Below are 25,525 nucleotides of genomic sequence, written 5' to 3' on the forward strand. Positions count from 1 at the left end.
CTGCGAGGTCAGGACGGGGTCGACTCGGTGGACCGGCGGGCGATCAGCACCGGCTGCACGATGCGCCGCCGGTCCACACCGGTACGCCCGTTGATCAGAGCGATCAGCAGGTCGACCGCCTCGTCCCCCACCCGGTCCGGACGGAGGCTCACCGTGGTGACGGACGGCGTCGTCGTCGCGTAGTCCTGGTCCTCGCTGATGCACGCCACCAGCAGGTCCCGCGGCACCAGCAGGCCGTGGTCGCGGGCCGCGGCGAGGATGAGGTGGCCGGAATCGGAGTAGACGCCGATGACGGCGTCCGGGCGCGGGTCGCGGGTGAGCAGGCGGGTGACCGCGGCGCGTTCGGCGGTGAAGTAGTCGGGCAGGGCGGCGTACTCCTCCACCAGCGCGGGCAGGTCGCGTTCGGTGCACCACGAGGTGTAGGCGCGTTCGATCTGGTGTGGATAGGTGTCGTCGTGCCGCGGCAGGCTGAGGCCTATGCGCCGGGCGCCGGCTTCGGTCAGGTGGTCCAGCAGCAGGCGCACTGCCGCGTCGTGGTCGGCGTCCACCCACGCGTCGCCGGGGCGCGGGCGTGGCGGGCGGCCCTCGCTCACGATCGGGATGCCGCGCTCGCGCAGAAGTGCGCACACCGGGTCGTCGGCGCGCGGACCCGCGTGGATGACGCCGTCCAGCGGCGCGTTGAGCCACATCCACGGCGACAACGAACTCGGCATCGTCATGAGCAGGTAGCCGCGGTCGTGGGCGGCCGCCATCGCGCCCAGGGTCAGCTGCGCGAAGTACGGGATCTCGATGTACGGGACGGGCAGGTCGCCGTAGGTCGTCATCGTCAGGCCGAGCACTCCCGTGCTGCCGCAGGCGACGGCCCTGGCCGTGCTGGCGGGGGCGTACCCGAGCTCGCGCGCCGCGGTGATCACCCGCTGCCTGGTCGCGTCGGACAGGCGGCCGGTGCCGTTGAGCGCGTTCGACACCGTGGCCGTGGACACCCCGGCCAGTGCGGCCACGGCCCCGAGCGTGGGGCGGCGCCAGGCGTGCGTGCTTTCCATGTGCATCTCAACAGGCCCGTACCAGCTTGTGGTTAAGACGTTAATCACTCAACCTACCGGCCACGGCGGCCGGGACGGCCGCTGGGGGCCGGAGTGGTTCTCGCGGCAATCGGGCGCGTGAGCATGTCATGTGGACAAAGGGGAAAAGGTGGAGGCGCGGGTTTCTCCGGTGCGGCAACGCACCACAGCTCCGGTCGTCGCGGCGCGGTGGGCGCTGTGGACGTTCGTCATCGTCAACCTGGTGATCGTGGAGATCCTCTTCCTCACCGCCGGGACCGGCAAGAACGGCGTGCTCACGGTCGCCAAGTTCGTCGGCCTGCACGCCGCCGTGGTGCTGTTGTTCCAGCTGCTGCTGGTGACCAGGATGCCGTGGCTCGACCGGCGGATCGGCATGGACCGGTTGACGGTCTGGCACAGGTGGGTCGGCTTCACTCTGCTGTGGACGGTGCTCGCGCACGCGGTGCTGGTGGTGCTGGGCTACGCGAAGCTCGACAACGCGGCGGCGGGCCGGACGTTCCTCGCGCTGGCCGGAGTGCCGGCCTCGCTGCTCGGGATGTGCGCCGCGTTGATCATCGTCGTGGTCGGCGTGGTCTCCACCCGCTCGGTGCGGCGGCGACTGAGGTACGAGACCTGGCACGGGGTGCACCTCGCGCTCTACCTGGCGCTCGGGCTCGCGTTCGTCCACCAGCTGCTGGAGACCACGACCTTCACCTCCTCCACGTTCGCGAAGGTCTACTGGTGGGCGCTGTGGGTGTTCGCGTTCGGCTCGCTGGTCGCGGGACGGATCGTGGTGCCGCTGTGGCGCAACAACTACCACCGCTTCCAGGTGGCCGAGGTCGTGCGGGAGTCGGAAGACGTGGTGTCGGTGCGTGTCACCGGCCGCCACCTCGACGAGCTGCCGGCCAGGGCGGGCCAGTTCTGCATCTGGCGGTTCCCCGGGCACAACCACTGGTGGCTCGCGAACCCGTTCTCGCTCTCCGCGGCACCCGACGGCCGCTCGTTGCGCCTGACCGCCAAGGCCGCCGGCAGCACCAGCGCGGGTCTGCGGTACCTCCAGGTCGGCACCCGCGTGTTCGTTGAGGGACCGTACGGCGCGTTCACCTCGTTGCACCGCACGCAGCCGGGCGCGCTGCTGATCGCCGGAGGCGTGGGGATCACGCCGATCCGCGCCCTGCTGGAGGAGGAACCGGCCGGTGACGTCGTTGTGCTGCACCGGGTGCGCAGCGAGCACGACGCCGTGCTGGGCGAGGAGGTCCGAGGCCTGGTCGCCGCCCGCGGCGGGCGGCTGCACCTGCTCACCGGCCACACCGGCGAGGGACCGTCGCCGTTCGCGCCGGACAACCTCCTCGCCCTGGTACCGGACATCACCGAACGCGACGTGTACGTCTGCGGCCCGCCCGGAATGACCTCGGCCGTGCTCGACGCCCTGCGCGCGCTGAAGGTTCCGGCCCGGCAGGTGCACTCCGAGCGGTTCGGCCTGGCCTGAACGACGACGACGGACCGAGACGAGTGGAGACCCGAGTGGGATGCGCCCGGCAGACCCTGCCCTGGCTGGTCGTCCTGGCCTGCCTCACGACCGCGTGCACCGGCGCTGCCGGCACCGCCGCGTCGTCCGAGGCGCAGAACAAGGCGCTCGTCCTGCGCCTGTACGCGGAGGCGTTCAACCAGAACAAGACCGGCGTGGTGAACGAGCTCGTCGGACCGGGCTACGTGCAGCACGACAAGTCGCTGCCCGCCGGTGCGGACGGGCAGATCAAGCAGTTCCAGGACCTCAAGGCGAAGATCCCCGGCGCGGTGGCGACGGTCAAGCGCACCGCCGCCGACCACGACCTGGTGGCCGTGCACTGGCACGCGTCGGCGACGCCGGCGAACGAGGCGAGCGGCGAGGCCAGGATCGACCTCTTCCGGGTCGGCGACGGCAAGCTGGCCGAGCACTGGAGCATCACGCAGACCGTGCCCGCCACCACCGCCAGCGGCAACTCGCTGTTCAGCGACGTCCACCGATACCCGGACGGGGCGCCGACGCCGTCCGAGGAGCAGGAGGAGAAGAACCGGACGTTCGCGGTCGAGGCCTACCGCAAGCTCTCCGACGGTGACGCCGCCGTGCTCGACGCCGCCTGGGATCCGCGCTACTACCAGCACAACCCGGCGGCCGGGAACGGCACGGAGCCGCTCAGGCAGTTCCTGCAGCAGCAGGGCGTCACCACGCCCGGCAGCGGGGTCGCCAGCCGCACCCGGTTCGGCCACACCCTCGCCGACGGTGACCTGGTGTGGGTCTTCAGCTCCGACTACGCCGTCGCGGACATCTTCCGGGTGGTCGACGGAAAGATCATCGAGCACTGGGACGTCGTCGCCGACGGCCAGTGAGGAATCCGGTGAAGAGAAGGGGAACCATGAAGAAGAAGACCGCCGTCCGCGAGATCGTCGGTGTGGTCGTGGTCGCCGCCGCGGTCCTGCCGGCCACACCCGGCGCGGCGACCGCGGGGGTTCCCGTGCCGCCGTGCGAGCGGCCCGCGCACTGCGCTCCCATCACCGGCGGCTGAGCCGCGGCGCCGGGCCGACCGTCCACAGTGGCCGGCCCGGCCGCACGGCGACTCAGGAGCAGCCGATCCGCGACGACGACAGCACGACGTCGTCGAACCAGAGCGTGTCGTCGCCGCCACCGTAGCTCTCCCAGCCGAGCCGGAAGTTCGCCGGGGCGGGCCGCCATCCGCCCCGGCGAAGCCATTGCGCGTCCACGTCCGGCGTGGGCACGCCGTCCGCCCGCAGACCGGCCACTTCGTTGCCGTTGAGCCAGGTCCGCAGCTCGGAGCCGGTGATCCCGAACTCCACGCACGCCCACTGGTTCACCGCGAGCGGGACGCTCTGGGCGACTCCGGCCGGGCTCTGCTCGGGCAGCGTGGCGTCGTCGGACTCGCGGTTCCACTGCAGGGCGCGGTTCTGCCCGCCCATCCGCAGGTCCTTGCCGCCGTCCGCGGTGTCCTTCATGGCCACGAACGTCACGTGCGCCTCCGGCAGCGCGGTGGTGTGCCGCACGTAGAACCGGACGTACTGACCGGACGTGCCGATTCCCTTGGTGGTTGAGAGGAACACGTGGTTGCAGTAGCCGCCGCGGCCGTCGACGCGCACCGACCTGGTGCCGCTGTGCACGACCGACCGGTCGATGCTCGCGGTGCCGGTGCCCTGGCAGTTCGGGAACATCAGCGACCAGTCACCGGCCGGCGTCGAACCGGCCTGGTTCTCGAAGCCGTCGCAGAACGCTCCGCTCGGACAGCCGGTCGGCGGGTTCGAGGTCGTCGTGGTGGTCGTGGTGGTCGTGGTGGTGGTCGTAGTCGTCGTCGGCGGGTTGGTGTCGTTGCACCGCACGCCGTTGAGCGTGAAGTCGGTGGGCTTGTCGTTGCCGCCCTGGAAGGTCGCCTGGAATCCGAACTGGACGGACGCGCCGGTGCCGATGGTGCGGTTGAAGTCCTGGTTGCGCGCGGTCACGACCTTGCCGGACTGCGTGACGCCCGCGCTCCAGCTGGAGGTGACGCGCTGGTCGCCAGGGAAGGTCCACACCAGCGTCCAGCCGTCGACGGGCGCGGCGTTGTTGGTCACCGTCACCCGGCCGACGAAACCGTTGCTCCACTGGTCGACCTGGAGGTCCACCGCGCACGCGGGCGCGTCGGCCGCGTGGACGGGGTTCGCGATGATCCCCGCTGTGGCCGTGGCCGCGGTCGTCAACAGGGCCAGGATCAAGGCACCGCTCGTCTTCCAGCGCATGTGCTCTCCTGCGGGCTCGGTCTGGGAGCGCTCCCAGTTCGGACTGTAACCAGGCCGACACGGTTTGGCAATCGCCCCGTGCCGGCCTCGGCGCGGTGGGGCACCGCGCCGAGGCCGATCAGGCGATCAGCGTTGCAGCGTCAGCACTCCCGGCCGGTACGGCAGGAGGCCGTAGTCGCCGCCGGAGTTGGGGTTGCGTCCTTGGTAGAGGAGCTGGAGGTTGCAGGGGTCGATGGTCTTGGTCTGATCCGGGTTGGTGCGGATCAGGTCGCCGTGACTGATGTCGTTGGTCCAGGTCGCGCCGCTGTTCGCCTTGCCCGCGAACGGGTTGTTCTCAGTGGCGGCCTGCGGCGTCCACGACCCGTTCAGGCTCGTGGCGGTGAACGACCGGAAGTAGCGGCCCCTGGCCCCCATCGCCTCGACGATCATGAGGTACTGGTTCTGACCCTGGACCTTGTAGACCTCGACGGCCTCGAACAGGTTGGCCTGCGTGTCGCTCATGATCGTCGTGTAGTTCGAGCCGAAGCTGCCGGGGAAGTTCCCGATCGGCATGCTCGCGCGGTAGATCTTGCCGTTGTCACCGGCGAAGAACAGGTACATGTTCTGGCTGTCGCCGATGATCGTCTGGTCGATGGGACCGGTGCCGGAGTTGGGGATGCTTCCGGTGAACAGCGCCTTGGGCGCCGACCAGCCGTTGGCGTTGGTGGGGTCGTTGGAGGTCCGGTAGCTGAAGGCCGTCCCGCCCCACTGGTAGGTGAGCACCCAGATGTTCTTCGGTGCGAAGTAGAACAGGGTGGGTGCGACGGTGCCGCTGCTCATCCCGTTCTGCGGCGCGGAGGCCATGTCGGACCAGTTGGTGAAGGTCCCGAAGTTCATCGAGCCCCAGCTCGTCCGCGTGTCGTGCGTCGTCGCGTAGACCAGGTGCTTGCCGTTGTACATGACGTGGGTGAAGTCCTTGAGCGACACCCATCCCGACTTCGGGGTGGCCAGCGGGCCGGTCGAGGACCAGCGGTAGGTCGACGGCAGCTGGCAGGCGTTGGGTCCGACCGTCGCCGCCGCGGACGTCGCGCTGGACGCCGCCACCAGTCCACCGAGCAGCACCGCGACTGCGGCGCCGATTCCGGCCATTCTGCGGGCTCGTGGCGCGGTGACGGGCGGGTGATGGCCTGATCCGGTCATGGACGTGCTCCTCTTCGTCGAGGTGTGGGCGCGGCAGGGCAGCGTTACACCGGCCACCTGCACTAAGTGGCCTGTCGCGCATCCTTTGAACGAACAAACTGTGAGGGACGATCTCTTTGCGGTCAAGACGTCGAAACCGTTTCGACTCGGCCTTCGACGAATTGCAGAACGCTAAAAGAGATGGAAAGTGTTTAGCTCCGGCGAGCGTCATTCACACTGAATGCGGCCCGGCATTTCAGGGCGTTCGCGCACACCGATCAGGCGCGACTGGCGGTGATGGTCAGCGGAGTGGTGACGCCGTGGCGGGCGCTCGCTTCGGCGAGGAACGCCGCCAGCCAGCCCAGCGCGGCGGGCGAGAACTCCGCGAGCTCGACATCGTCGAGCGAGGAGAACGCGGCCACGTCCTGCCTGAACTGCCGCATCCACCCGAGGGCCGCGGGCACGAACGGGTCGACCGCGACCCGCGCCCTGGTGATCAGGCGCGGGTCGCGGTCGGCGAACCAGCCGGCGTCCTGCAGGAGGCTCATCATCGAGCCGGTGCCCGGCGGCACCGGCACCGTGAGCTCCACCGACTCCAGGCGGAACTCCCCCAGCCGGGCCACCACGTCGGCCGCGCAGGCGAGGAAGGCCTGCACCGGCACGGATTCACCGGTGAGCGACACCTGGAACCACGCGCCGGTCGAGTCGGAACCCGCGTCGTTCATGCCCCAGCAGCCTCCCGGCCCGTGCGAGGAAAGCCATCCCATCGCGGAGGACCGGGAGACGAACAGGCTGAACGCGTCCGCGGAGCCGGCTCGCGGATGATGAGCCAGCGAGCCGCGCAACGCCGCGGTCATGGTCCGATCGAGTACCAAGAACCTACCGCCTGCAGGTGATGTTCCGGGTTGCCGTCGTGAGCTTGCCTGGGTCGTCGGCCAGGCCGACGAGGTCCACGTCGATCACGCTACGCCACCCGGTGACCTCGCGGTTGGAGCACGTCACCCGCCCGGTGGCCCGGTTGCCCGCACCGCCGCCGGAGCGCACGGTCGCCTTGCCGGCGGAACCGATGTTCCGCCACTTGCCGTCGCTGTAGTACTGCTGCAGCTGCACGGTGACGACCGCCAGCGTGGCGTCGCAGTTGCCGTTCGTCCACCAGCCGTGGCCGGAGGCCGACGCCGGCGGGGTCGACGACACGTGCACGTAGTCGCCGTTGGTGTAGAAGATGCAGACCGCTTCGGGTCCCACGACCGCGGACTGGTCCCCCGACGTCTCCACCGGAGCCGGTGCGGGCACCGCGACCTCGGCGTTCGCCGGTGCCTGCATTGCTCCGAGCGCGAACCCGACAACGGCCATTCCGGCCAGAATTCGTTGAAAACGCACGACTTCACCCCTGTTCGCCGTTCTCACGCCCCCTGCGTGAGCCGGCCAGTATCACCACGCGCGTCCGAACGCCCGCAGCGGAACCAGGAATCGTCACCCGATCAGACCAGCTCGATTTCGACTCGATTCGATTTCCTCCACAAAGGACACTTTGATCCACTATGGAGAGTCGTTTGCCGTTGGCGCACAACGAATCACGCGGACGTCACGCATCAGGTGATGTACTCGAAGCATCCGCCGCCGCCAGAAAGCACAGCCATGACCTCCATCGAAATCCAGCCCGATTCCCAGGTCGCACCGGCGATGCCCAGGATCGCCGTCCTGACCTCCCGCCGCGTCCCGCCGGACGTGCCCGCCCATCCGATCTCCCACGTCTCCGAGATCGAGCCGCGGGACGAGGTGGTGCTGCTGCACGGCCCCGGCATGGGCTCGATCGCGGCCGCACTGGCCACCGCGCGGTCGATCGGCCGACGGGTGCCGCCGGTGGTGGTGATCGCACCGGAGGTCGACCGGGCGGACATCGTCCGCGCGTTCAGCGGAGGGCCGGTGAGCTACAGCCTCGAAGGTGCGAGCCGGCCGGTCCTGGCCGACCTGCTCAGACTGGCCGCCCAGGGCCAGTACGCCCTGCATCCCGAGGTGCTGCGAGCTCTGCTGCGGTGCGGGGAGCGCAGCCCCGCGCCGTCGGCCACGGAACCCCTCACCGGCCGCGAGGAGGCGATCATGTCGTTGCTGGCGGCGGGCGAGGACGTCGCGGAGATCTCCCGCCGGCTGGTCCTGTCGCAGAAGACCGTCCGCAACAACCTGACCAGGATCTTCACCAAGCTGCGCGTCCGGCGGCAGACCGAGGCCGTGCTCAGGTGGCGCGGCCTGGCCTGAGCACGGACGGGAGCCACCCGTCAGCGCCGACGGAGTGGCCGTTCCGGAAATCAACCCACACAATTTCGCCGATGCGCGCCGCAGCCGCCGTTCCTCGCCCGGTACTGCCGCGGTGAAAGGCCGTGCGCGGCGCGGAAGATCCGGCTGAACTTCGCGGAGTCGAGAATTCCCCACCGGGCGGCGACCGCACCGATGGACAGATGACCCAACCCCGGATCGGCCAGATCACGCCGGCACCCGGCCAGCCGCAGTGTTCTCACCAGCTCGCCGACCGTGGTGTCCTCGTCCTCGAACAACCGGTGCAGCTGACGCACCGAGATGTGGTGCGCGGCCGCGATGCTCGCCGGACTGAGGCGCGGATCCGAGATCTCGGTCTCCACGAAGTACCTGATCCTCCTCAGCAGCGCCGAACGCGCGGCGTCCCCGGCCACCGCCGCACCAGCCTCCGCGGCGTGCGCGAGCGCGGCGGTGAGCAGATCTCCCGCGGCTGCCGACAGCCCGGCCTCCTCCTGCGGGCGCAGGCTTTCGAGGTTCGCCCCCAGGGTGGTCAGGAACGACGAGAGCAGCGCACCGCTGCCCGCGGCGCCGTCCATCCGGGTCGCGGTCAGCCCGGTCAGCGCGCGACGGGGCACGGAGATCATCGCCAGCGGGAGGATGAGACCCACCATGCGCACGTCGTCGGCCACCACGACGCGCGAGGACCGAGTGCCGTCCCGGAACGCGAGCTCGCCCGCACCCACCACGACCCGCCGGCCGTCCTGGCTGATGACCATCTCGCCGTCGAGCACGAGGTCGACCTTGCCGTACCCCTGGCCCACCGGCGTCGTCCCCGTCTCACAACTGGACACCCGGACGTCGAAGAACCTCATGGACGCGACGGTTCCCAGCCGGCCGGCGCACTGCACGTCGCCGTTGAGCGAATAGAACCGCATCGGTGCCTTCCCGGTGGACTCCTGGTCCTGAAAGCGCAGAAAATGTTCGTAAGAGGAACGGTCATCGGCATTGAACTCGATTGCCATCGACACCCCCACAGCGCCAAGAAATGAATCCTCTTCCACCATCACCGCGCCTTCGAACTCCTTCTAGAGTCAGATATCCCGATGTGATCCACATCACAGCATATTCGGAACCAAATCCGACAATCAGGCCGTTGTACCGAGGCCTGTTATTCCACCGGAAGGGTGATGGGTGGAACGTTCCGGCCGGTGGCCGCGATCACCTGATATGCCGCAGGTGTTCATCTCGTACGCGCACGAATCGCAGGAGCACGAGGAGCTGGTGCGCGACCTGTGGATCTTCCTGCGGCAATGCGGGATCGACGCGAAGCTCGACACCGCGGCGGCGGCCCGGCGCACGGACTGGGCGTTGTGGATGGCCGACCAGGTCCGCGACGCCGACCACGTGCTGGTGGTCGCCTCCGCGGCCTACCGCAGGCGCGCGCAGGGGCAGGCCGGGCCGGACGAGGGGCGCGGGGTGCAGTGGGAGGCCCGCCTGATCCGCGACGCGTTCTACGCGGACCAACGGGCGTTGGACCGGTTCGTGCCGGTGGTGCTGCCCGGCCAGTCGGTCGAGGGAGTGCCGGACTTCCTGGCCCCGCACAGCTCCACGGTGTACCAGGTGCGGGACTTCACGCTCGCCGGTGCGGACGGGTTGCTGCGGTTGCTGCTGAACCAGCCCGCCGAGATCGAGCCGCCGCTGGGCCAGGTGCCGGTGCTGGGACAGCGCGCGTCGGTGGTGGCGGGTGTGCCGGGGTTGCGGCACGAGGTCGAGCTGCACGTCGGGCTCGAGGACGACGGGCGGGTGCGGACCCGGACGGTGCTGGCGGGATCCGTGCTGGGCAAACAGGTCGCGGCTTTGCCCGCACGGCTGGGGTTCTGGCAGTCGGAACTGGACAGCGCGACCGGTGCCGAGCGGCTGATCGCGCTGGGACGGTCGTTGTGGCAGGCGCTGCTGGACGAGCCGACCGGCCGGCGGCTGGAGGAGTTGATCGAGCGCGGCCTGGTGGGCAGCGTGGTCGACGTCGTGGTGCACCTGACCGAGTCGTTGTCCACGTTGCCCGTGGAGCTGATGCGGCTCCCCTCCGGCCGGCCGGTGGCGATGGCGGCCGGCGTGCGGCTCACGCGCAGAATGGCGGGCGTCGACCGGACACCGGCCCCACCGCTGCCGGGCCCGTTGAAGATCCTCGCCGCCGTCGCCGCACCGGACGAGACCGCGACGGCATCACCACCTCTCGACGTGGAGGCGGAGATGCAGGCGCTGCTGGACGCGGTCAGCGACCTGGACCTCGGACCGGCCGGCGCGCAGGTGCGGTTCCTGGAGGTCGCCTCACTGCCGGAGATCGGGCGAGCACTGGCCGCGGACCAGTACCACGTGCTGCACCTGTCGGCGCACGGTTCGGCCTCATCGGTCGAACTGGAGGACGAGGACGGCAACCCCGTGCCCGCCGACGCCGCAGAGCTGGTCGAGGCGCTCCGGGCGGGCGAACGGCCGTTGCCGTTGGTGGTGCTCTCCAGCTGCCGTGGCGCCGCCACGGGCACGGCCGGCGTGGCGGCGGCATTGGTGCGGCACGGGGCGGACCGGGTGATCGCCATGCAGGCCTCGGTCACCGACCGGTTCGCCACCGAACTGGCCCGCGACTTCTACCAGGTGCTGGCCGAGGACCCGCGGGCGACGGTCGCCACCGCGCTGGCCAGAGCCCGGCGCACCGCGAGCGACCGAATCCTGCAGGAGGCACGCGGCACCGCGCCACGACCGGAGTTCGCGGTGCCGACCCTGCTCGCCGGCGGGCCGGACCTACCGCTGCGCGATCCTTCTCTGGCGGAGGCACCGTTGCGGCGACCGCCCGTGGTGCCCACCGGGGTCGGCGTGCGGGAGCTTCCACTCGGGCGGTTGATCGGCCGGCGTGCTCAGGTCCGGACCGCCATGGCGGTGCTGCGCGGCACCGCCCGTGATCGGGAGCGGTTCGGCGACTGGGCCGGCGTGGTGCTGACCGGAATCGGTGGGATCGGCAAGACCGCGGTCGCCGGACGCATCCTGGCCCGGGCCCGCGAGCGCGGCTGGCCGATCGCCGAACACATCGGGCCGTGGAACCCTGCCGCGCTGATCGCCTCCGTCGCCGAGGCGCTTCCCGAGCAGATTGCGGCAGCGCTTCGGGACCCGACTCGCGCGGACGCTGACAAGCTCTCACTGGTGCTCCGAGTGCTGACGCAGGTACGTCTGGTGCTGTTGTTCGACGACTTCGAACAGAACCTCACCCCCGATGGCGCGTTCACCGATCCGGGCTTCGCCGAGATCTTCACCGCGCTGTGCGACGCGGCCGCCGCCGGACGAATCCTGGTCACCTGCCGCTACCCCGTCCCCGGGCTGCTACGGCTCGAACTGCCCGCACTGTCCACAGCGGAGTTGCGCCGCTTGTTCCTGCGGCTGCCGGAGATCCGCGCTCTGTCCAAAAAGGATCAGCAGTTGGTGATCCGCACCATCGGCGGACACCCGAGGCTCATCGAGTTCCTCGACGTCCTGCTCCGCCACGACACCGCCGCCAGTCTCCGGCACGTCACCACCAAGCTTCGCCACCTGGCCAGCCGTGAGGGCATCGACCTGGGTTCACGGCGCGACCTGACCGACGGCCTGAACGACGTGATGCTGCTCGGCAGCCGGGACATCCTGCTCGACATCCTTCTTGGGCAACTGACCCCGGGCCAGTTCGAACTCGCGCTGCAGGCGTCGCTGAGCCGCGCCTCCTTCACGGCGGAGGACCTCGCCCACGGCCTGCAGGGCAGCGATCCCTCCGCGACCAGCCGCGATGTCCAGCGACTGCAGGACCTCACGCTGCTTTCCACAGTGGACGGCGAGTTTGTCATGCATCCATGGGTGGCGACCTCGCTCAACCGCCACCAGAACGACGACCAAGTGCTCCTGCGGCACGAGCGTGGCGCCGCCATGCGCCTGCACCGCATCACAACAGGTCGCGGCAGGTTCGACGACATCGTCGACCTCATCTATCACCTCGTGGGCTACCACAACTACGACACGGCTGTGCGCGTCGCGTTCGAGGCGTGCAACCTGGTCGGCGGAGAAGTCGCCGTGTCCGCCCTGTTGGCCGAGACTGTTCCACTGATCCCGGTGGAGCACCGGAATTATCTAGCGCTGGCTGACCGGGAATGCGTCGCACTACAGATGATCGGCCTCACCTCGGCCACCACCAGCAGGCGTCACAACCTGTTGTCAATCGCCGAACGACATGCCGACGAGCGGCCTGCCGACGAACAAGCCCTACGTGGCCTCAGCATCTCCCACGAGAAGCTCGGCGACCTAGCCGTAGCCAAGGGCGACACCACTACCGCCGAACACCATCACCAAGCAAGCATGGCCATCGCCGAACGACTCGCGGCCAACAATCCCAGCAACGCCCAATACCAACGCGACCTCGGCGTCTGCCATGCGAAGCTGGCCGACCTAGCTGTAGCCAAGGGCGACACCAACACCGCCGAACATCACTACCGAACGAGCCTCGCAATCCGTGACCAACTCGCCACGAACAACTCCAACAACGCGGAATACCAACGCGACCTCAGCGTCAGCCACAACAAACTGGGCATACTGGCCATGGCCAATGGCGACACCAACACCGCTCAACACCACCATCGAACAAGCATGGCGATCATCGAACGACTCGCCGCCAACGATCCCAGCAACGCCAAATACCAACGCGACCTCAACGTCAGCCACAACACACTGGGGATGCTGGCAGCGGTCAAGGGCGACACCAACACCGCTCAACACCACTACCGAACAAGCATGGCCATCGCCGAAGAACTCGCGGCCAACGATCCCAGCAACGTCCAATACCAACGCGACGTCAGCGTCAGCCACAACAAACTGGGCATGCTGGCCAGGGCCGAGGGCGACACCAGCGCCGCTCAACACCACTTCCAAGCAAGCCGAGCCATCATTGAACGACTCGCCGCCAACGACCTCGACAATGCCCAATACCAACACGACCTCAGCATCAGCCACAACACACTGGGCATGCTGGCCAGGGCCGAGGGCGACACCAGCGCCGCTCAACACCACTTCCAAGCAAGCCGAGCCATCATTGAACGACTCGCCGCCAACGACCCCAGCAACACCCGATACCAACGCGACCTCAGCCTCAACCAGCAGCAGCTGGAGGCAGTGCAAGCGATGAAACAAGACGGCACCGAGAGCTAGTGGGCAGACCGCCGGTACGGCGGCCTGCCCCATCAGCGAGCAACATCTGTCAGGAGGAGTGCGACTCCGCGAAGTCGTACAGGGACTTGAAGTTGTCGTCGAAGTACGGGCTGCGGTTCCAGTTGTCGGAGTTGACGGTGCTGGTCACGCCGTTGGCGTAGCCGACACCCCAGCCGTCGGAGCGGTCGTTGTAGTCCTGCAGCCACGGGCCGCCGCTCGCGCCGCCCTGGAAGCCGCACTTGATCTGGATGCGGCCGTCGAAGAGGCTGACGCGCTCGGTCTTGCCCCAGCACAGCCAGGGCACCTCGCCGTTGTTGCGGTCCAGCGGGTAGCCCATCATCGTGATGTTCACGTCGCGCGGGTAGTTCCAGCGCGTGCCGTTGCCGCCGACCTCGTCGTTGAGCTTGCGGCCGGACTCGTTGTTGCCGGTGACCGCGATGCCCATGTCGTAGCCGAAGTCGCTGTCGTTGATCCAGCCGTTCTTGGAGCTGAGGTAGGTCGCGGCGAAGCTGCCGTGTGGGCGGCTGCCGTTGAAGTAGTAGGGCACGAACACGAAGTCGGTCGCCCAGCCGCCGCCCTTGCCGCCGTGCACGCAGTGGCCGGCGGTGAGGACGAGGCGTCGCTTGGGGCTGCCGATCGAGGCGCCCGAGCAGTGCCACAGCCGGGTGTCGCCGGGCTTGTGGAAGAAGACCTTGCCCATGGCACGCGACGCGTTCGTCGCCTGGATGCCGATGTCGTCCTGACGCTGGACGGTCGGCGCTACCGGCTTGATCTCGCCCGCGGGGCCGGTCGGCACGGCTTTGCGCGTCGACGTGACCGTGTCCGCGGGGAGGTCGGCCGGGATCGACGCTCTCATTCTCTCGGGTGTCCAGTAGTCCAGGACGGCTCTTTCCGCCTCGGCCGAGCTCATGGCGCTTCCGTTCGCCGAACGGGCCACCGATGCCGAGTTGCCGTCAGGATTGCTCGCGGCCGAGGCGATGCCACTGGTCAGTGCGCCGACGGTGATGACAGCTGCGAACAACGCCGCTAAGCGTTTGCCTACCACAATTATCCCCTTCCAGGACAAGCTTGTGGTGCAACCGGTGAGTTCGAGGGTCGGCAGACGGAGCAGTGCAGCAGAAGCGAACACCACTGGGCGGCGCAGTGGCGCGAGTCAGCTCCCCGTTCCCCCGAAAAATCTGACCACCGAAGACTAGGGACGTGTCCGAGGTGTCGCAATCGTCCAATGGACGGCGTTCTGATGCCACGCGACTGCGCCACACGCGGCCCCTACGCCGATCGGGCGTCGCCGCGGAACCCTTGGGAGATCTAGGTTGCTGGTGTGCCGGGACAGGGGGAAGCTCATGCACCGCGCCTGTTCACACCGGGCGTGGCCGTGCTGCTCGGCTTCGTCCTGCTGGTCGGCAACCCGTGGCTGAACCGGGATCTCATCCTCGCGCTGTCGGACCGCGAGTCGGCCTTTCGCCTCGGCGCCCTCATGTTCTCCTACCCGAGCTGGCACGTCGACATCGACCGCGCCGGGGTGTTCCTGTTCTGGTTCGCGAACCTGCGGACCGTGCTGTTCGTGACTTTCGCCGTCGCGGGGCTGACCAGGGTGTCGCGCTGGGCCACCGCGACGGCGGGCCTGTTCGTCGTCACCGTGGGGATGACGGTGCTCAGCGCGGTGGCCGCCGGGCTGACTTCCGGAGCGGTCGCGGTGGCGTTGCTGGACACGCGGGGGCAGTTGCCGTTCGTCGATGCCAGCCGGCCGGTGGAGTTCTTCCTCGGCCAGCTCACCGCGTCGGCCTCGTTCGGCGTGCTGTTCGGCCTGGTCCTCGGCGCCGTCGTGGCGACGCAAGGCCGAGCTCCCGCGCGTGGCGAACGCCAGGCCGACGTGCCGAAGTCGTTGTGGTGAAAGGAGATCGATGAGCCAGCCGACCGCGTTCTCCCCCGACGACACGACTCGCTACCTGTGCGTCGCGGCCAGGACCGACGAGCGCTTCGCCGAGCGGATCATCAAGGCGTTGCTGACCGAGGACCTGCACGCCGTGGCGCCGTCGGTCGGGTTCTCGCTGCGGCCGGTGCTGCTGCACGCGCTGGCCGGTGTGCGGCAACGGCAGTTGCGGGACTGGTGCCTGCTCGCGGCGACGGTGCTGGCGCTGGTCCTCTCTCCGTTGTGGACGGTCATGTTCCTGGTGGTGGTCCTGCCGGTCGGCGCGAGCCTCGCCCAGCGCGCGGGAGAGTCGCGCAGGCTGCGCGACGTCGTGTTCGCCCTGATCTCGCTGGCGATCTTGCTGTTGGTGTTCGTCACCACGGTGTCCGCGCTCGGCACCGCCGCCACGCCGGCGCGCGGCCGTTCCGCTCCGGAGCCGCCCGTTCCCGAGTGGCTGTTCGGTCTGCCGTGGCTCGCGCTGCTGACCGTCCTCGGGATGTACGCGCTGCAGGTGTGGAGCGAGTGGCGGATCCGGCTGACGTTGCTGGGCGAGCTCACCCGAGCCGCGTTCAGCACCGAGGCGGCACCGCCGCTGCCGCCCTCGCAGGAGTGGTTGTCCGACCGGCTGGTGGCGATCGACGCGGCCGAACGCGGCAACGTGACGATCTACGACGGTTTCACGCCGTTCATCGGCCACGGCTCGCTCGTGTCGACGTGGTCGTTCGCCATGCCCTCCCTGCGGCGTGACACCGAGAGCGTGGTGCCGCTCGACACCGGAGAGCTGGTCGCGCACGTCCACGAGCGGCTGGCCGGTATCGGGGTGCAGCCCGACGAGCTGCCCGGGCTGTTCCTCGCCGAACGGGCCTTCGTCAGCGGCAACGCGCTCACCATGCACCCGGCGCTGCTGCCCGAGCGCGAGCTGGAACCCCTGCAGCAGTTGTCCGGCGAGGACCTGGCCCGGCTCGCCGCGCGTCCGCACAGCTCGGCCAGGCACTACCTCTGCGCACAGGTCCCGTCGTGGGGCGGCGAGGTGGTCGCCAGCACGTTCCTGCACTTCTCCACCGACGGACGGCTGCTCTACCTGCAGTGCGACCGCACCGTGCTGGGACCGTTGTGGCGGCAGTACCACGACGTGGACCGGATCAGCCCGGTGCTCACCGCCGGCGCGGTCGGCCGGCTGCTGGCCAGGGCGGCGAGCGGCGTGGCGAGCGCGGTGCCGCGCGCTCCGGTCCGGGTCGTGCGCGACCTCACCTTCCACTGGCGCGCGGAACGGCACCGCACGGTCGAGCGGGCGATCGCCCGGCAGGACCTCGGCCACAGCTACGGTGCCCGGTTCAGCGTCCGCGAGCAGGCCACGGACACCAAGTACCACAACTACTTCCAGAAAACGGACGCCGCCAAGCACCTCAAGGTCATCGAACGGCACGTGCTGGCCGCGTTGCTGGACTTCCTCGACGACCGCGGCGTGGACACCACCGAGTTCCGCAACCGCCAGATGACGATCCTCAACCAGGGCGTCATCCAGACCGGCGGCGTGAGCAACGTCGGCAACCAGGCCGTCGGCAGCGAGGCCACCGCGACGGTGCAGTTCCCCGCGCCCGCACCCGAGCCCGCCGCCGGAAAACCGGCGTGAGAGAGGGGAAGACCGTGCCGGAAAGCTCGCCGAACTACGGCATCCACCAGTCCGGCGGCGTGAGCAACGTCGGCAACCAGGCCGTCGGGCCGCATGCCCGTGCCGTCAGCCGCGGCCTGAGCTTCACCGCCGCACCGGAGACCGGGGCGCTGATGACCGAGCTGATGACGTTGCTCGAACGCCACCGCGCCGAACTCCCCGGCACCGCCGGCGAGGCCGCCGGGGAGCTGCGGGACGAACTCGACTCGCCCGAGCCCGACCGCGGTCGCATCGCGCGGATGCTCGAACGGCTCACCGCCCTGGTGAAGCCCGTCGCACCGCTGGTCGAGACGGTCGGCGAGCTCACGAAGTCGGTCAACTCGGTCTTCGGCGACTGACCGGTTCGAAAACCGCGCCTGGTCAGAGCAGCTTGGCGACGCGTTCCGCTTCCGCCGTGCGTCCTTGGTCCACGTACAGTTCGCGCGCCTGCACCAGTGCGGCACGTCCCGCCCGCTCGTCGCCGGTGGCGATGAGCGCCTCACCGAGGTGCAGCGTCACGTCGGCCACGTGCGCGTGATCGCCGTCCTGCCGGAACAACGCCAGCGCCTCGCGGCACAGTTCGACCGCCTTGCCGTGGTCGCCGGTCTTGTTCGCCACGAGCGCGAGGGTGTCCAGCGCGCACGCCAGGCTGTTCACGGCGTCGAGCTCGATGAAGAGCTCCCGCGCGCGTTCACCGTGTTCGCGGGCGTCGTCGTAGCGCTCCGCCAGCGCGCTGTGCCATGCCACCGCCGCATGCCCCTGCGCGATCATCGTCCGGTTCGTCCCCGTCAGGTACAGGCGCAGCGCCTGGGTCGAGTGCTCGACCGCGGACTCGTAGTCCCCGCGTTCCTGGTAGGCCGCGCTGATTCCGTAGTGGACGTTGCCGTGCGTCACGGGGTTGCCGGACTTCTCGGCCGCGGCCAGCGCCAGCCGCAGGTGGTGCATCGCCTCGTCGTGCCTGCCGAGGTGCGCGTAGGCGTCCGCGACCGAGCGGTGTGCGACCGTGAGCTCCCACACGGTCCACTTCCCGGCGTGCGGCAGCGCGGCGAGCCACAGCTCCAGCCGGTCGGCGTACTTGTTCCGGCGCACCTGGTAGGTCGTCATGCACCAGGCCAGGTTCCAGGCCCGTTCGCCCACGATCTCCCGCAGCGCCAGCAGGTTCGTCTCCTCGGCGTCGAACCACGTCGAGGCGGCCGTCATGTCCTCGACCGCTCCGATCACGGTGCCCTCGACCGCGTCGGGCGGCTGCGCGTCCGTCCGCGCGGGGTACAGGACGCGGTCGGCCCGGTAGGCCGTGTGCAGGTAGTGGTCCACGAGCCGGTCCAGGGCGGCGGCACCGGGCGACGGCTGCTCGGCGGCGTACAGCTTGACCAGGTCGTGCATCCGGTAGCGGCCCGGCACGTGCTGCGTGACGAGGTGGGCCTGTTCCAGCTCGTCGAGCAGGTCCTGGGCGGGCGCGCCGAGCAACGACGTCACGGCCGGCACCGCGATGTCCGCGCCCGGCACGAGCCCGAGCAACGCGAACAGGTCGCGCGCATCCGCCGACAGCGCCCGCAGCGACCACGACAGGACCGCGCGCAGGTTCACGTCGGTGTCACCGGTGTCGACCGCGTCCAGCCGCGCCTGCCGCAGCTGCGCGGCCAGCGCGGTGAGCGACAGCTCGGACTGCACGAGCGCCCGCGCGGCCACCACGCCCAGCGCCAGCGGCAGGCCCGCGCAGTAGCCCAGCACGGCGTCGACGGCATCCGGCTCGGCGTGCACCCGGTCCTCGCCGAGATGCCCGATCAGCACCGCGCGCGCGTCGTCGCGGTCGAGCACGTCGAGCGTCAACGGGTAGGCGCCGTGCCCGGACACCAGCGCGGCCAGGCGGTTGCGGCTCGTCACCACGACCCGGCTCGGGCCCGCACCGGGCAGCAGCAGCACGACCTGCGCGGCGTCCCGCGCGTTGTCCAGCACGATCAGCATCCGGCGGCGGGCCAGCTCGCTGCGGAACAACGCGGCCTGCGCGTCGAGGTCCGCCGGGATCGCGTCCGGTTCGACCCCGAGCGCTTCGAGGAACGCCCGCAGCACCACCTCGGGCCCGACCGGCTCGGTGCGCGGGTCGAAGCCGCGCAGGTTCGCGTAGAGCTGGCCGTCGGGGAACGCGCCGAGCCGCTGGTGCGCCCAGTGCAGGGCGAGCCACGTCTTGCCGACACCGCCGGCGCCGCCGATCGCGGAGATCACCACCGCCGACCGGGCGTCGAGCACACCGCCCAGCGCGCCGAGCTCCCGCGACCGCCCGGCGAACACCTGCGGCCGGGCGGGCAGCTGCCGCGGCACGACCGAGACCGCGGCCGGGAGGTCCGCGCGCAGCACGCGTTCGTGCAGGCGGGCGAGCTCCGGTCCGGGATCGGCGCCCAGCTCCGCGGCGAGGAAGCGGCGGGTGCGGTCGAACTGCTCCAGCGCCTCGGCCTGCCGGCCGTTGTGGTAGAGCGCGAGCATCAGCTGGCCCGCGACCCGTTCGTCGTCCGGGTGCTTCGCGGCGAGCTCGACCAGTTCCGGCAGGGCCTCCGCGTGCGCGCCGCGGCGCAGCCGGAGGTCGAGGTGGTCGAGCAGGGCGGCGTGCCGCGCCTCGATGAGGGCGTGCCTGCGCGCGGTGAACCACGGGGTGTCCAGCCCGGCGAACGGCTCTCCGCGCCACAACGCCAGCGCCGCCTGGTAGGCCTCGGCGGCGGTCGCGTCGTCCGCGGCCTGCCTGGCCCTCGCGAGCAGCGTGGTGAACCGGTGGGCGTCGAGGTCCGCCGGGTCGTGGTCGACGGTGTACGCGCCCGCCCGTCCGACGATGTCCACACCGGGCAGCAGGCCGCGGAGCTTCGACACGTAGCTGCGCACGCTCGTGAGCACCGTGCCGGGCGCGTGGTCGCCCCACACGCGGTCGACCAGCCGGTCGAGGGGCACGGGCCGGCCGGGTTCCATCACCAGCGCCGCCAGGACCGCGCGTTGCCGTGCCGTCCCGAGGTCGATCACCACGCCGTCGACGCGTGCCCGGATCTCACCGAGCACCTCGAACTCAACCCCCATGGGGACATCATTTCACGCTCGCGCACATCCACAATGGACGGCGATCGCGATCGACCGGACTCAGTGGACCGCTTTCGTCACGGCGAGCAGCTCGCGGACCAGTTCGCGCACCGCCAGCGAGTGCCGTGCCGCGGCGGTGGTCACGTGAACCAGCCTGCGGGTCGGCCGGTCGGGGCCGAGGTCGACCACCTCCACGCCAGGCGGAGGGTTCAGCACCGTGAGCTGCGGCAGGATCGCCAGGCCGATGCCCTGCGCCACCATCGACAGCACGACGCTGTCGTCGGCCACGTCCAGCCGGCGCGGTGGCAGCCAGTCCTGGGTCGCCCACCAGTGGCGCGTGTAGGACGAGCAGTTCTCCGGCCAGTCGAGCAACGGCAGCGTGCGCGGGTCCGGGTGGCCGGCCGGGTGCACGAGCAGGTACGGCTCGGTGAGCAGGTCGCCGTGCCGCAGGCCGGGCAGCTCGGCGTGGTCGTCGAGGGTGGCGATGGCGAGGTCGGCGCGGCCGTCCGCCACCTCGCCCGCGGTGCCGCGGCCCAGCTCCGGCACGACGAGGACCTGCGGTCGCAGGCCGGGGAACCGGGTGGTGAGGCGGTCGAGCACGGGTGGCAGCAGGTGTGCGGCGGCGGTGCGGAACGCGGCGACGCGCACCGGGCCGGTGATCGATCCGGCGGCCGCGCCACGGGCCTCGGTGCGCAGGAGCTCAAGCTGGCGCAGGATCTGGCGGGCGTGCACGAGTGCCCGTTCGCCCGCGGGTGTGGGGCGTGCGCCGCGACGGCCGCGTTCGAACAGCACCGCGCCCACGCGGCGTTCGCACTCCCGCACGGCGTGCGACACGGCGGACTGCGACAGGCCCACCTCGCGGCCGGCGGCGGTGAAGCTGCCGGTGCGGTCCACGGCGATGAGCAGGCGCAGTTCGGAGGGGCTCAGGTCCACGGCTCCACTATCCATGAACGCCGTTCATGGAAGGGCGGGATCGATCGATTCCGCGCTCTGCTCCGCCGCGCCGCCGGTTCCTACGTTGGCGGCATGAGCACATTCCTCGCCGTCCGCCAGGTCCGCCGTCCACAGGGGACGCCCAGCGCGGAGGACTTCACCGTCGTCACCGAACCGCTGCCCGCCCTCTCGTCCGGACAGGTGCTGGTGGAGAACGTCTACCTGTCGGTCGACCCGTACATGCGGCAGCTGATGAACACCGGCGAGGCTGGGCTGGAGGGCCGGGCGATCGGCCGGGTCGTCGAGTCGCGGTCGCCCGAGCTCCCGGTCGGCACGACCGTGTTCCACCGCGGCGGCTGGACGACGCACGCGGTGGTCGGCGCGGCGGACGTGCGGCGGGTCGACCAGGCTGAGGGCGTGCCGTTGAGCGCTTACCTCGGGGTGCTGGGCGGGACCGGGCTGACGGCGTTCGTCGGGCTGACCAGGATCGCCCGGCTGCAGCCGGGCGAGGACCTGTTCGTGTCGGCGGCGGCCGGAGGCGTGGGCAGCGCGGCCGGCCAGATCGCGCGGCTGATGGGCGCCGGGCGGATCATCGGCAGCACCGGGTCGGCGGCGAAGGTCGCGCACCTGGAGGAGATCGGGTTCGACGCGGCGTTCAACCACCGCGAAGGCCCGGTCGGCGAGCAGCTCGCCCAGGCCGCTCCGGACGGCATCGACGTCTACCTCGACAACGTCGGCGGCGATCACCTGGAGGCGGCCATCGGCGCGTTGCGCGAGCACGGCCGGGTGGCGTGGTCGGGCGCGATCGCCCAGTACAGCTCGGCCCCGCCCGCCGCGCCGCGCAACCTGGCCGACGTGATGTTCAAGTCCCTGCGGGTCGAGGGGTACCTGGTCCGCGAGCACCTCGACGCACGGGAACCGTTCGAGCGCTTCCTGGTTCCACACCTCCAGAACGGCTCGGTGCGCGTGGACGAAACCGTCGTCGAGGGGTTCGGCAACGTCGTCGAGGCGTTCCTCGGCGTGCTGCGCGGTGACAACACCGGCAAGATGCTCGTCCGCGTCAGCTGAGCAGCGCCCGCGCCTCCGCCGCCTCCGGGACGCCGATGTCGGTGAACAACATCGCCGCCCGGCGCCAGGCAGCCTGGGCCGCCGCCGGTTCGAGCGCGTGGCCGAGGAGCAACGCGGTGCGGGCCTCACCGAGGCGGTGACCGGTGGCCCGGTGCAGGGCGAGCGCGTGGTGCCCGCACGCCGCCGCCCGTTCGCGATCACCGGTGTGGAGGTGGATCTCCAGCAGCACGGTGAGGGCCTCGGCGGCGGCGATGCGGAACGCGACCCGGTCGGTCTCGGCGAGCGCGTGCTCGGCCAGCGTGCGGGCGCGGTCCGGGTCGTCGTGCAGCAGGCACGCGGCGAGCCCGGTGAGGGCGACGACCTCCGCGTAGAGCGTGCCCGCGGCGCGGGCGAGCCGAAGCGCGTGCTCGTGCTCGTCGCGTGCCTCGGCCTGACCTTTGCGCAGCCGTACCGCGCCGAGCGTGTTGAGGGCGTTCGTCTTGATCGGGAGGTGGCCGGTCTCGGTGGCGAGCGCGACCGCCTCGACGGCCCGGTCCAGTGCGCGGTCGTGCTTGCCCTGGTCCAGCCAGATGCCCGCGAGGATGCGCAACGACTCGGCCTCCGCACCCCGGTCGCCGACCTCGCGGTGCAGGTTCAGCGCCTGCGTGATGTGGTCGTAGGCCACGTCGAGCCGGCCGAGCTGGTGGTAGGTGTCGGCGAGGTTCGCGAGGTTCACCGCCTCCTTCTGCCGCGCCCCGATCCGCCGGTGCAGGGCGAGAGCGCGGCCGTGGTGCTCGACGGCGCGGCCGAGCTCACCCTGCAGCTCGTACACGAGCCCGAGGTTGCCGAGCGTGTTCGACTCCCCCGCCACCCGACCGGTGCGGACCGCCACGTCGAGGCCCTGCCGGTAGTGCACCTCGGCCTGTGCCAGATCGCCGAGCCAGAAGTGCGCGGTCCCGAGGTTGCTCAACGCCACCGCCGCGCCGTCCAGCCAGCCGCCCGACCGCGCCAGTGCGGCGGCACGGGTGTAGTGGTCGATCGCGACCCGGTAGCGGCCGTGCAGCCGGTGCAGGTCGGCGAGGCAGAGGGTGGCCGCGGCCTGTCCGGGCAGGTCGCCCGCGGCGGTGGCGGCGTCGAGGCCGGCCGTGGCGACCGCCAGCCACTCGACGGTGCACATGCGGAGCCAGAAGTAGAGCCGCAGGGAGGCGGTGAGCTGCCAGGCGATCTGGGCCGGTCCGCGCTCGGCGGCGAGCCGGGCCACGGCGACCAGCCCCGCCAGTTCCGCGTCGAGCCACGCGGTTGCCTCCGCTGACGTGGCAAAGGGTTCCGCCGTCGCCAGCGGGAGCCGGACCGCCTCGGGGTCGAGGGTGCGGACGGCGGCGTCGACACCGTGCCGGTACCAGTCGACCAGCCGCCCGACCGCCTCGTCGCGGTCGTCGTCACCCGCGGCCCGCTCGGCCGCGTACAGCCGCAGCAGGTCGTGGAACGCGTACCGGCCCGGTGCCGGCTGGAGCAGCAGGTGGGCGTCGGCGAGCAGGTCCAGCCCCGCTCCGGCGCCGGTGCCGAGCAACGCCGTCGCGGCGGGGACGGGGAAGTCCGGTCCCGGCACGAGCCCCAGCAGCCGGAACAGCCGGGCGGCCTCCTCGGGCAGGGCCGCGTACGACTGGTCGAACGCGACGCGCACGGCGGTCTCGTCGTCACCGACCACGGCGAGCCGGTCGAGCCGGTCGTCGGCCGCGAGGTCGGCGACGTGCGCGGCGACGGTCCGGCCGGGCCGCAACGTCAGGTTGGCCGCGGCGATGCGCAGTGCGAGAGGCAGGAACCCGCACAGCCGCGCGAGTTCCGCGGTCTCCTCCGGCTCGGCGTCGACCCGTGCGCCGAGCGTGTGACGCAGCAACGCGACGGCCTCGGGCGGCGAGAGCACGTCGAGCACGAGGTGGGCCGCGCCGTCCCTGGCGACCAGGCCGCCGAGGCCGTACCTGCTCGTCACCACGACGGCACAACCGGGGCCGCCGGGCAGCAGCGGGCGGACCTGGTCGACACCGCGGGCGTCGTCGAGCAGCACGAGCATCCGCCGGTCGGCGAGCATCGTGCGGTAGAGATCGGCGGCCCGGTCGAGGTCCAGCGGGATCTGCGCGGCCGGAAGTCCCAGTGCCGCGAGGAATCCCGCCAGCGCGCCCGCGGGCTGCACGGGCGGTGTCGGGGCGTGCCCGCGCAGGTTCACGTAGAGCTGGCCGTCGGGGAAACGGTCGCGCACGCGGTGCGCCCAGTGCACGGCGAGCGTGGTCTTGCCGACCCCGGCCGCGCCCGCCACGATCGCGATGGACGGATGCGGCGGCTCATCGGCGACACGCGCGTCGAGATCACCGGAACCTGCCTCGCCCGCCGCTGCGGACGGGGTCGCTGACATCTCCCCTGACCCGGCGCCACCTGCCATCACCCCGCCAGACGACCGGGTCGCTGACACCTCCCCTCCCCCAGCGCCACCTGCCATCACCCCGCCAGACGACCGGGTCGCTGACACCTCCCCTCCCCCAGCGCCACCTGCCATCACCCCGCCAGACGACCGGGTCGCTGACACCTCCCCTGCCCCAGCGCCACCTGCCATCACCCCGCCAGACGACCGCGACGCCCCGCCAACGAGCACGTCGAGCCGCTCCAGGTCACCGGCCCGCCCGGTGAAGGCCGCGATCGCCGCCGGAAGCTGAGCCGGCACCGGGCGGTCCGGTGCCGGCGACAGGGGTTCGCGCTCCCGGTAGGCGGCCAGCGCGTCCTCCCCCGCGAGGACCGCCCGTTCCACCCGCCGGGGCACCGCGCTCGGTTCGATGCCCAGCTGGTCGACCAGCGTGGCGCGCAGCTGCCGGAACGCCGCCAGCGCCTCGCTCTGCCGGCCCGTGCCGGACAGCGCGATCATCAGCTGCGCCCAGAACCGTTCGCGCAACGGGTGTTCGCGCACCAGCGCCGCCAGTTCGGCAGCGAGGGCGGCGAACCGGCCGCGGTCGAGGTCCAGATCGATCCGGCGTTCCAGCACCGCGAGCCGCCGCTCGTCCAGCCGCGCCGCCGCGACCCGGCAGGCGTCCAGTTCGACGTCGTGCAACGCCGGCCCTCGCCACAGCTCCAGCGCGGCCGCCACCGAGTCGTCCGCCGCCAGCCGCTCGAACTCGTCCGCGTCCAGCTCGCCGCGGAACACCCGCACGAGATAGCCGGGCGGCCGCGTGATCAGCCGGTCCGGTGGCAGCACGCGGCGCAGGCCGGAAACGCAGCCGTGCAACAGGTTCTTCACCGTCGCAGGTGGACTGTCGCCCCACAGGTCGGTCATCAGCCGTTGCTGCGAGACCACCCTGTTGGCTTCCAGCAACAACAATCCCAGCAGTGCCCGTTGCTGCGGCCCGCCCAGCGCCAGCGCGCGGCCGTCGGCCAGCACCTCCAGCGGTCCGAGGATCCTGAACTGGACGGGCACGGCGAGCCTCCGCACGAGGAAGAAGAACTCTC

General features: G+C 70.8%; 18 protein-coding genes and 1 pseudogene. 9 read left to right on the plus strand and 10 right to left on the minus strand.

The genetic code is table 11. From position 1 onward, the window contains the following. Positions 1 to 8 precede the first annotated feature (8 nt). On the minus strand, positions 9 to 1,043 hold the full coding sequence (locus tag ACWEIJ_RS37980; RefSeq protein WP_449842108.1) for a LacI family DNA-binding transcriptional regulator: 1,035 nt from the start codon (positions 1,041 to 1,043) through the stop codon (positions 9 to 11). 130 nt (positions 1,044 to 1,173) lie between these two features. On the opposite strand from ACWEIJ_RS37980, the gene ACWEIJ_RS37985 reads away from it, so the two are divergent. Genes ACWEIJ_RS37985 through ACWEIJ_RS37995 form a run of 3 tightly spaced genes read left to right on the plus strand, consistent with a single transcriptional unit; the run spans position 1,174 to position 3,586 of the window. Continuing rightward, positions 1,174 to 2,529, plus strand: a complete 1,356-nt coding sequence (locus ACWEIJ_RS37985; RefSeq protein ID WP_449842109.1) for a ferredoxin reductase family protein — start codon at positions 1,174 to 1,176, stop codon at positions 2,527 to 2,529. 23 nt (positions 2,530 to 2,552) lie between these two features. After that, positions 2,553 to 3,410: a nuclear transport factor 2 family protein gene (locus tag ACWEIJ_RS37990; RefSeq protein WP_449842110.1), complete on the plus strand. Its 858-nt coding sequence runs from the start codon at positions 2,553 to 2,555 to the stop codon at positions 3,408 to 3,410. A gap of 26 nt (positions 3,411 to 3,436) precedes the next feature. After that, the gene (locus tag ACWEIJ_RS37995) at positions 3,437 to 3,586 is read left to right on the plus strand and encodes a hypothetical protein (RefSeq protein ID WP_449842111.1); all 150 of its coding nucleotides are present in this window, start codon (positions 3,437 to 3,439) and stop codon (positions 3,584 to 3,586) included. Positions 3,587 to 3,638: 52 nt separating this feature from the next. Here ACWEIJ_RS37995 and ACWEIJ_RS38000 read toward each other — a convergent pair whose 3' ends face one another. From ACWEIJ_RS38000 to ACWEIJ_RS38015, 4 genes and pseudogenes are all read right to left on the minus strand, one after another. After that, entirely contained in the window at positions 3,639 to 4,805 is a 1,167-nt protein-coding gene (locus ACWEIJ_RS38000; RefSeq protein WP_449842112.1) for a cellulose-binding domain-containing protein, read from the minus strand. Between the two features lie 126 nt (positions 4,806 to 4,931). Then, a pseudogene (locus tag ACWEIJ_RS38005) lies at positions 4,932 to 5,840 on the minus strand (non-reducing end alpha-L-arabinofuranosidase family hydrolase); the annotation flags it as partial. A gap of 401 nt (positions 5,841 to 6,241) precedes the next feature. Beyond that, on the minus strand, positions 6,242 to 6,820 hold the full coding sequence (locus ACWEIJ_RS38010) for a hypothetical protein (RefSeq protein WP_449842113.1): 579 nt from the start codon (positions 6,818 to 6,820) through the stop codon (positions 6,242 to 6,244). Positions 6,821 to 6,842: 22 nt separating this feature from the next. After that, complete coding sequence (locus ACWEIJ_RS38015; protein WP_449842114.1) at positions 6,843 to 7,343, minus strand: hypothetical protein; 501 nt, start codon at positions 7,341 to 7,343, stop codon at positions 6,843 to 6,845. 258 nt (positions 7,344 to 7,601) lie between these two features. Between ACWEIJ_RS38015 and ACWEIJ_RS38020 the strand changes: the two genes are divergently transcribed. Further along, positions 7,602 to 8,219, plus strand: a complete 618-nt coding sequence (locus ACWEIJ_RS38020; protein ID WP_449842115.1) for a LuxR C-terminal-related transcriptional regulator — start codon at positions 7,602 to 7,604, stop codon at positions 8,217 to 8,219. A gap of 50 nt (positions 8,220 to 8,269) precedes the next feature. On the opposite strand, the gene ACWEIJ_RS38025 is transcribed toward ACWEIJ_RS38020, so the two are convergent. Then, the gene (locus tag ACWEIJ_RS38025; RefSeq protein ID WP_449842116.1) at positions 8,270 to 9,151 is read right to left on the minus strand and encodes a helix-turn-helix domain-containing protein; all 882 of its coding nucleotides are present in this window, start codon (positions 9,149 to 9,151) and stop codon (positions 8,270 to 8,272) included. Positions 9,152 to 9,443: 292 nt separating this feature from the next. Between ACWEIJ_RS38025 and ACWEIJ_RS38030 the strand changes: the two genes are divergently transcribed. Further along, a complete protein-coding gene (locus ACWEIJ_RS38030) occupies positions 9,444 to 13,430 on the plus strand; it encodes a CHAT domain-containing protein (RefSeq protein ID WP_449842117.1) in 3,987 nt (1,328 codons plus the stop codon). A 49-nt stretch (positions 13,431 to 13,479) separates the two neighbouring features. On the opposite strand, the gene ACWEIJ_RS38035 is transcribed toward ACWEIJ_RS38030, so the two are convergent. Beyond that, complete coding sequence (locus ACWEIJ_RS38035; RefSeq protein ID WP_449842118.1) at positions 13,480 to 14,451, minus strand: trypsin-like serine peptidase; 972 nt, start codon at positions 14,449 to 14,451, stop codon at positions 13,480 to 13,482. A 300-nt stretch (positions 14,452 to 14,751) separates the two neighbouring features. Between ACWEIJ_RS38035 and ACWEIJ_RS38040 the strand changes: the two genes are divergently transcribed. Genes ACWEIJ_RS38040 through ACWEIJ_RS38050 form a run of 3 tightly spaced genes read left to right on the plus strand, consistent with a single transcriptional unit; the run spans position 14,752 to position 17,352 of the window. Continuing rightward, positions 14,752 to 15,324: a hypothetical protein gene (locus ACWEIJ_RS38040; RefSeq protein WP_449842119.1), complete on the plus strand. Its 573-nt coding sequence runs from the start codon at positions 14,752 to 14,754 to the stop codon at positions 15,322 to 15,324. Between the two features lie 10 nt (positions 15,325 to 15,334). Continuing rightward, entirely contained in the window at positions 15,335 to 16,975 is a 1,641-nt protein-coding gene (locus ACWEIJ_RS38045; RefSeq protein WP_449842120.1) for a hypothetical protein, read from the plus strand. After that, positions 16,972 to 17,352, plus strand: coding sequence for a hypothetical protein (locus ACWEIJ_RS38050; protein ID WP_449842121.1), 381 nt, complete (start codon positions 16,972 to 16,974; stop codon positions 17,350 to 17,352). The genes ACWEIJ_RS38045 and ACWEIJ_RS38050 overlap by 4 nt, the downstream gene beginning before the upstream one ends. Positions 17,353 to 17,374: 22 nt before the next feature. Here the strand turns inward: ACWEIJ_RS38050 and ACWEIJ_RS38055 are convergent, their stop codons facing one another. Together ACWEIJ_RS38055 and ACWEIJ_RS38060 are read right to left on the minus strand one after the other, a co-directional pair. Then, entirely contained in the window at positions 17,375 to 20,053 is a 2,679-nt protein-coding gene (locus tag ACWEIJ_RS38055; protein ID WP_449842122.1) for a BTAD domain-containing putative transcriptional regulator, read from the minus strand. Between the two features lie 60 nt (positions 20,054 to 20,113). Beyond that, positions 20,114 to 20,986 carry a LysR family transcriptional regulator gene (locus tag ACWEIJ_RS38060; RefSeq protein WP_449842123.1) on the minus strand — a complete coding sequence of 291 codons (873 nt, stop codon included), beginning with the start codon at positions 20,984 to 20,986 and terminating at the stop codon, positions 20,114 to 20,116. A gap of 93 nt (positions 20,987 to 21,079) precedes the next feature. On the opposite strand from ACWEIJ_RS38060, the gene ACWEIJ_RS38065 reads away from it, so the two are divergent. Further along, the gene (locus tag ACWEIJ_RS38065; protein ID WP_449842124.1) at positions 21,080 to 22,054 is read left to right on the plus strand and encodes an NADP-dependent oxidoreductase; all 975 of its coding nucleotides are present in this window, start codon (positions 21,080 to 21,082) and stop codon (positions 22,052 to 22,054) included. Here the strand turns inward: ACWEIJ_RS38065 and ACWEIJ_RS38070 are convergent. Then, complete coding sequence (locus ACWEIJ_RS38070) at positions 22,047 to 25,493, minus strand: AfsR/SARP family transcriptional regulator (RefSeq protein ID WP_449842125.1); 3,447 nt, start codon at positions 25,491 to 25,493, stop codon at positions 22,047 to 22,049. The genes ACWEIJ_RS38065 and ACWEIJ_RS38070 overlap by 8 nt on opposite strands. Positions 25,494 to 25,525 lie beyond the last annotated feature (32 nt).

This window comes from Lentzea sp. NPDC004789 (assembly GCF_053601075.1).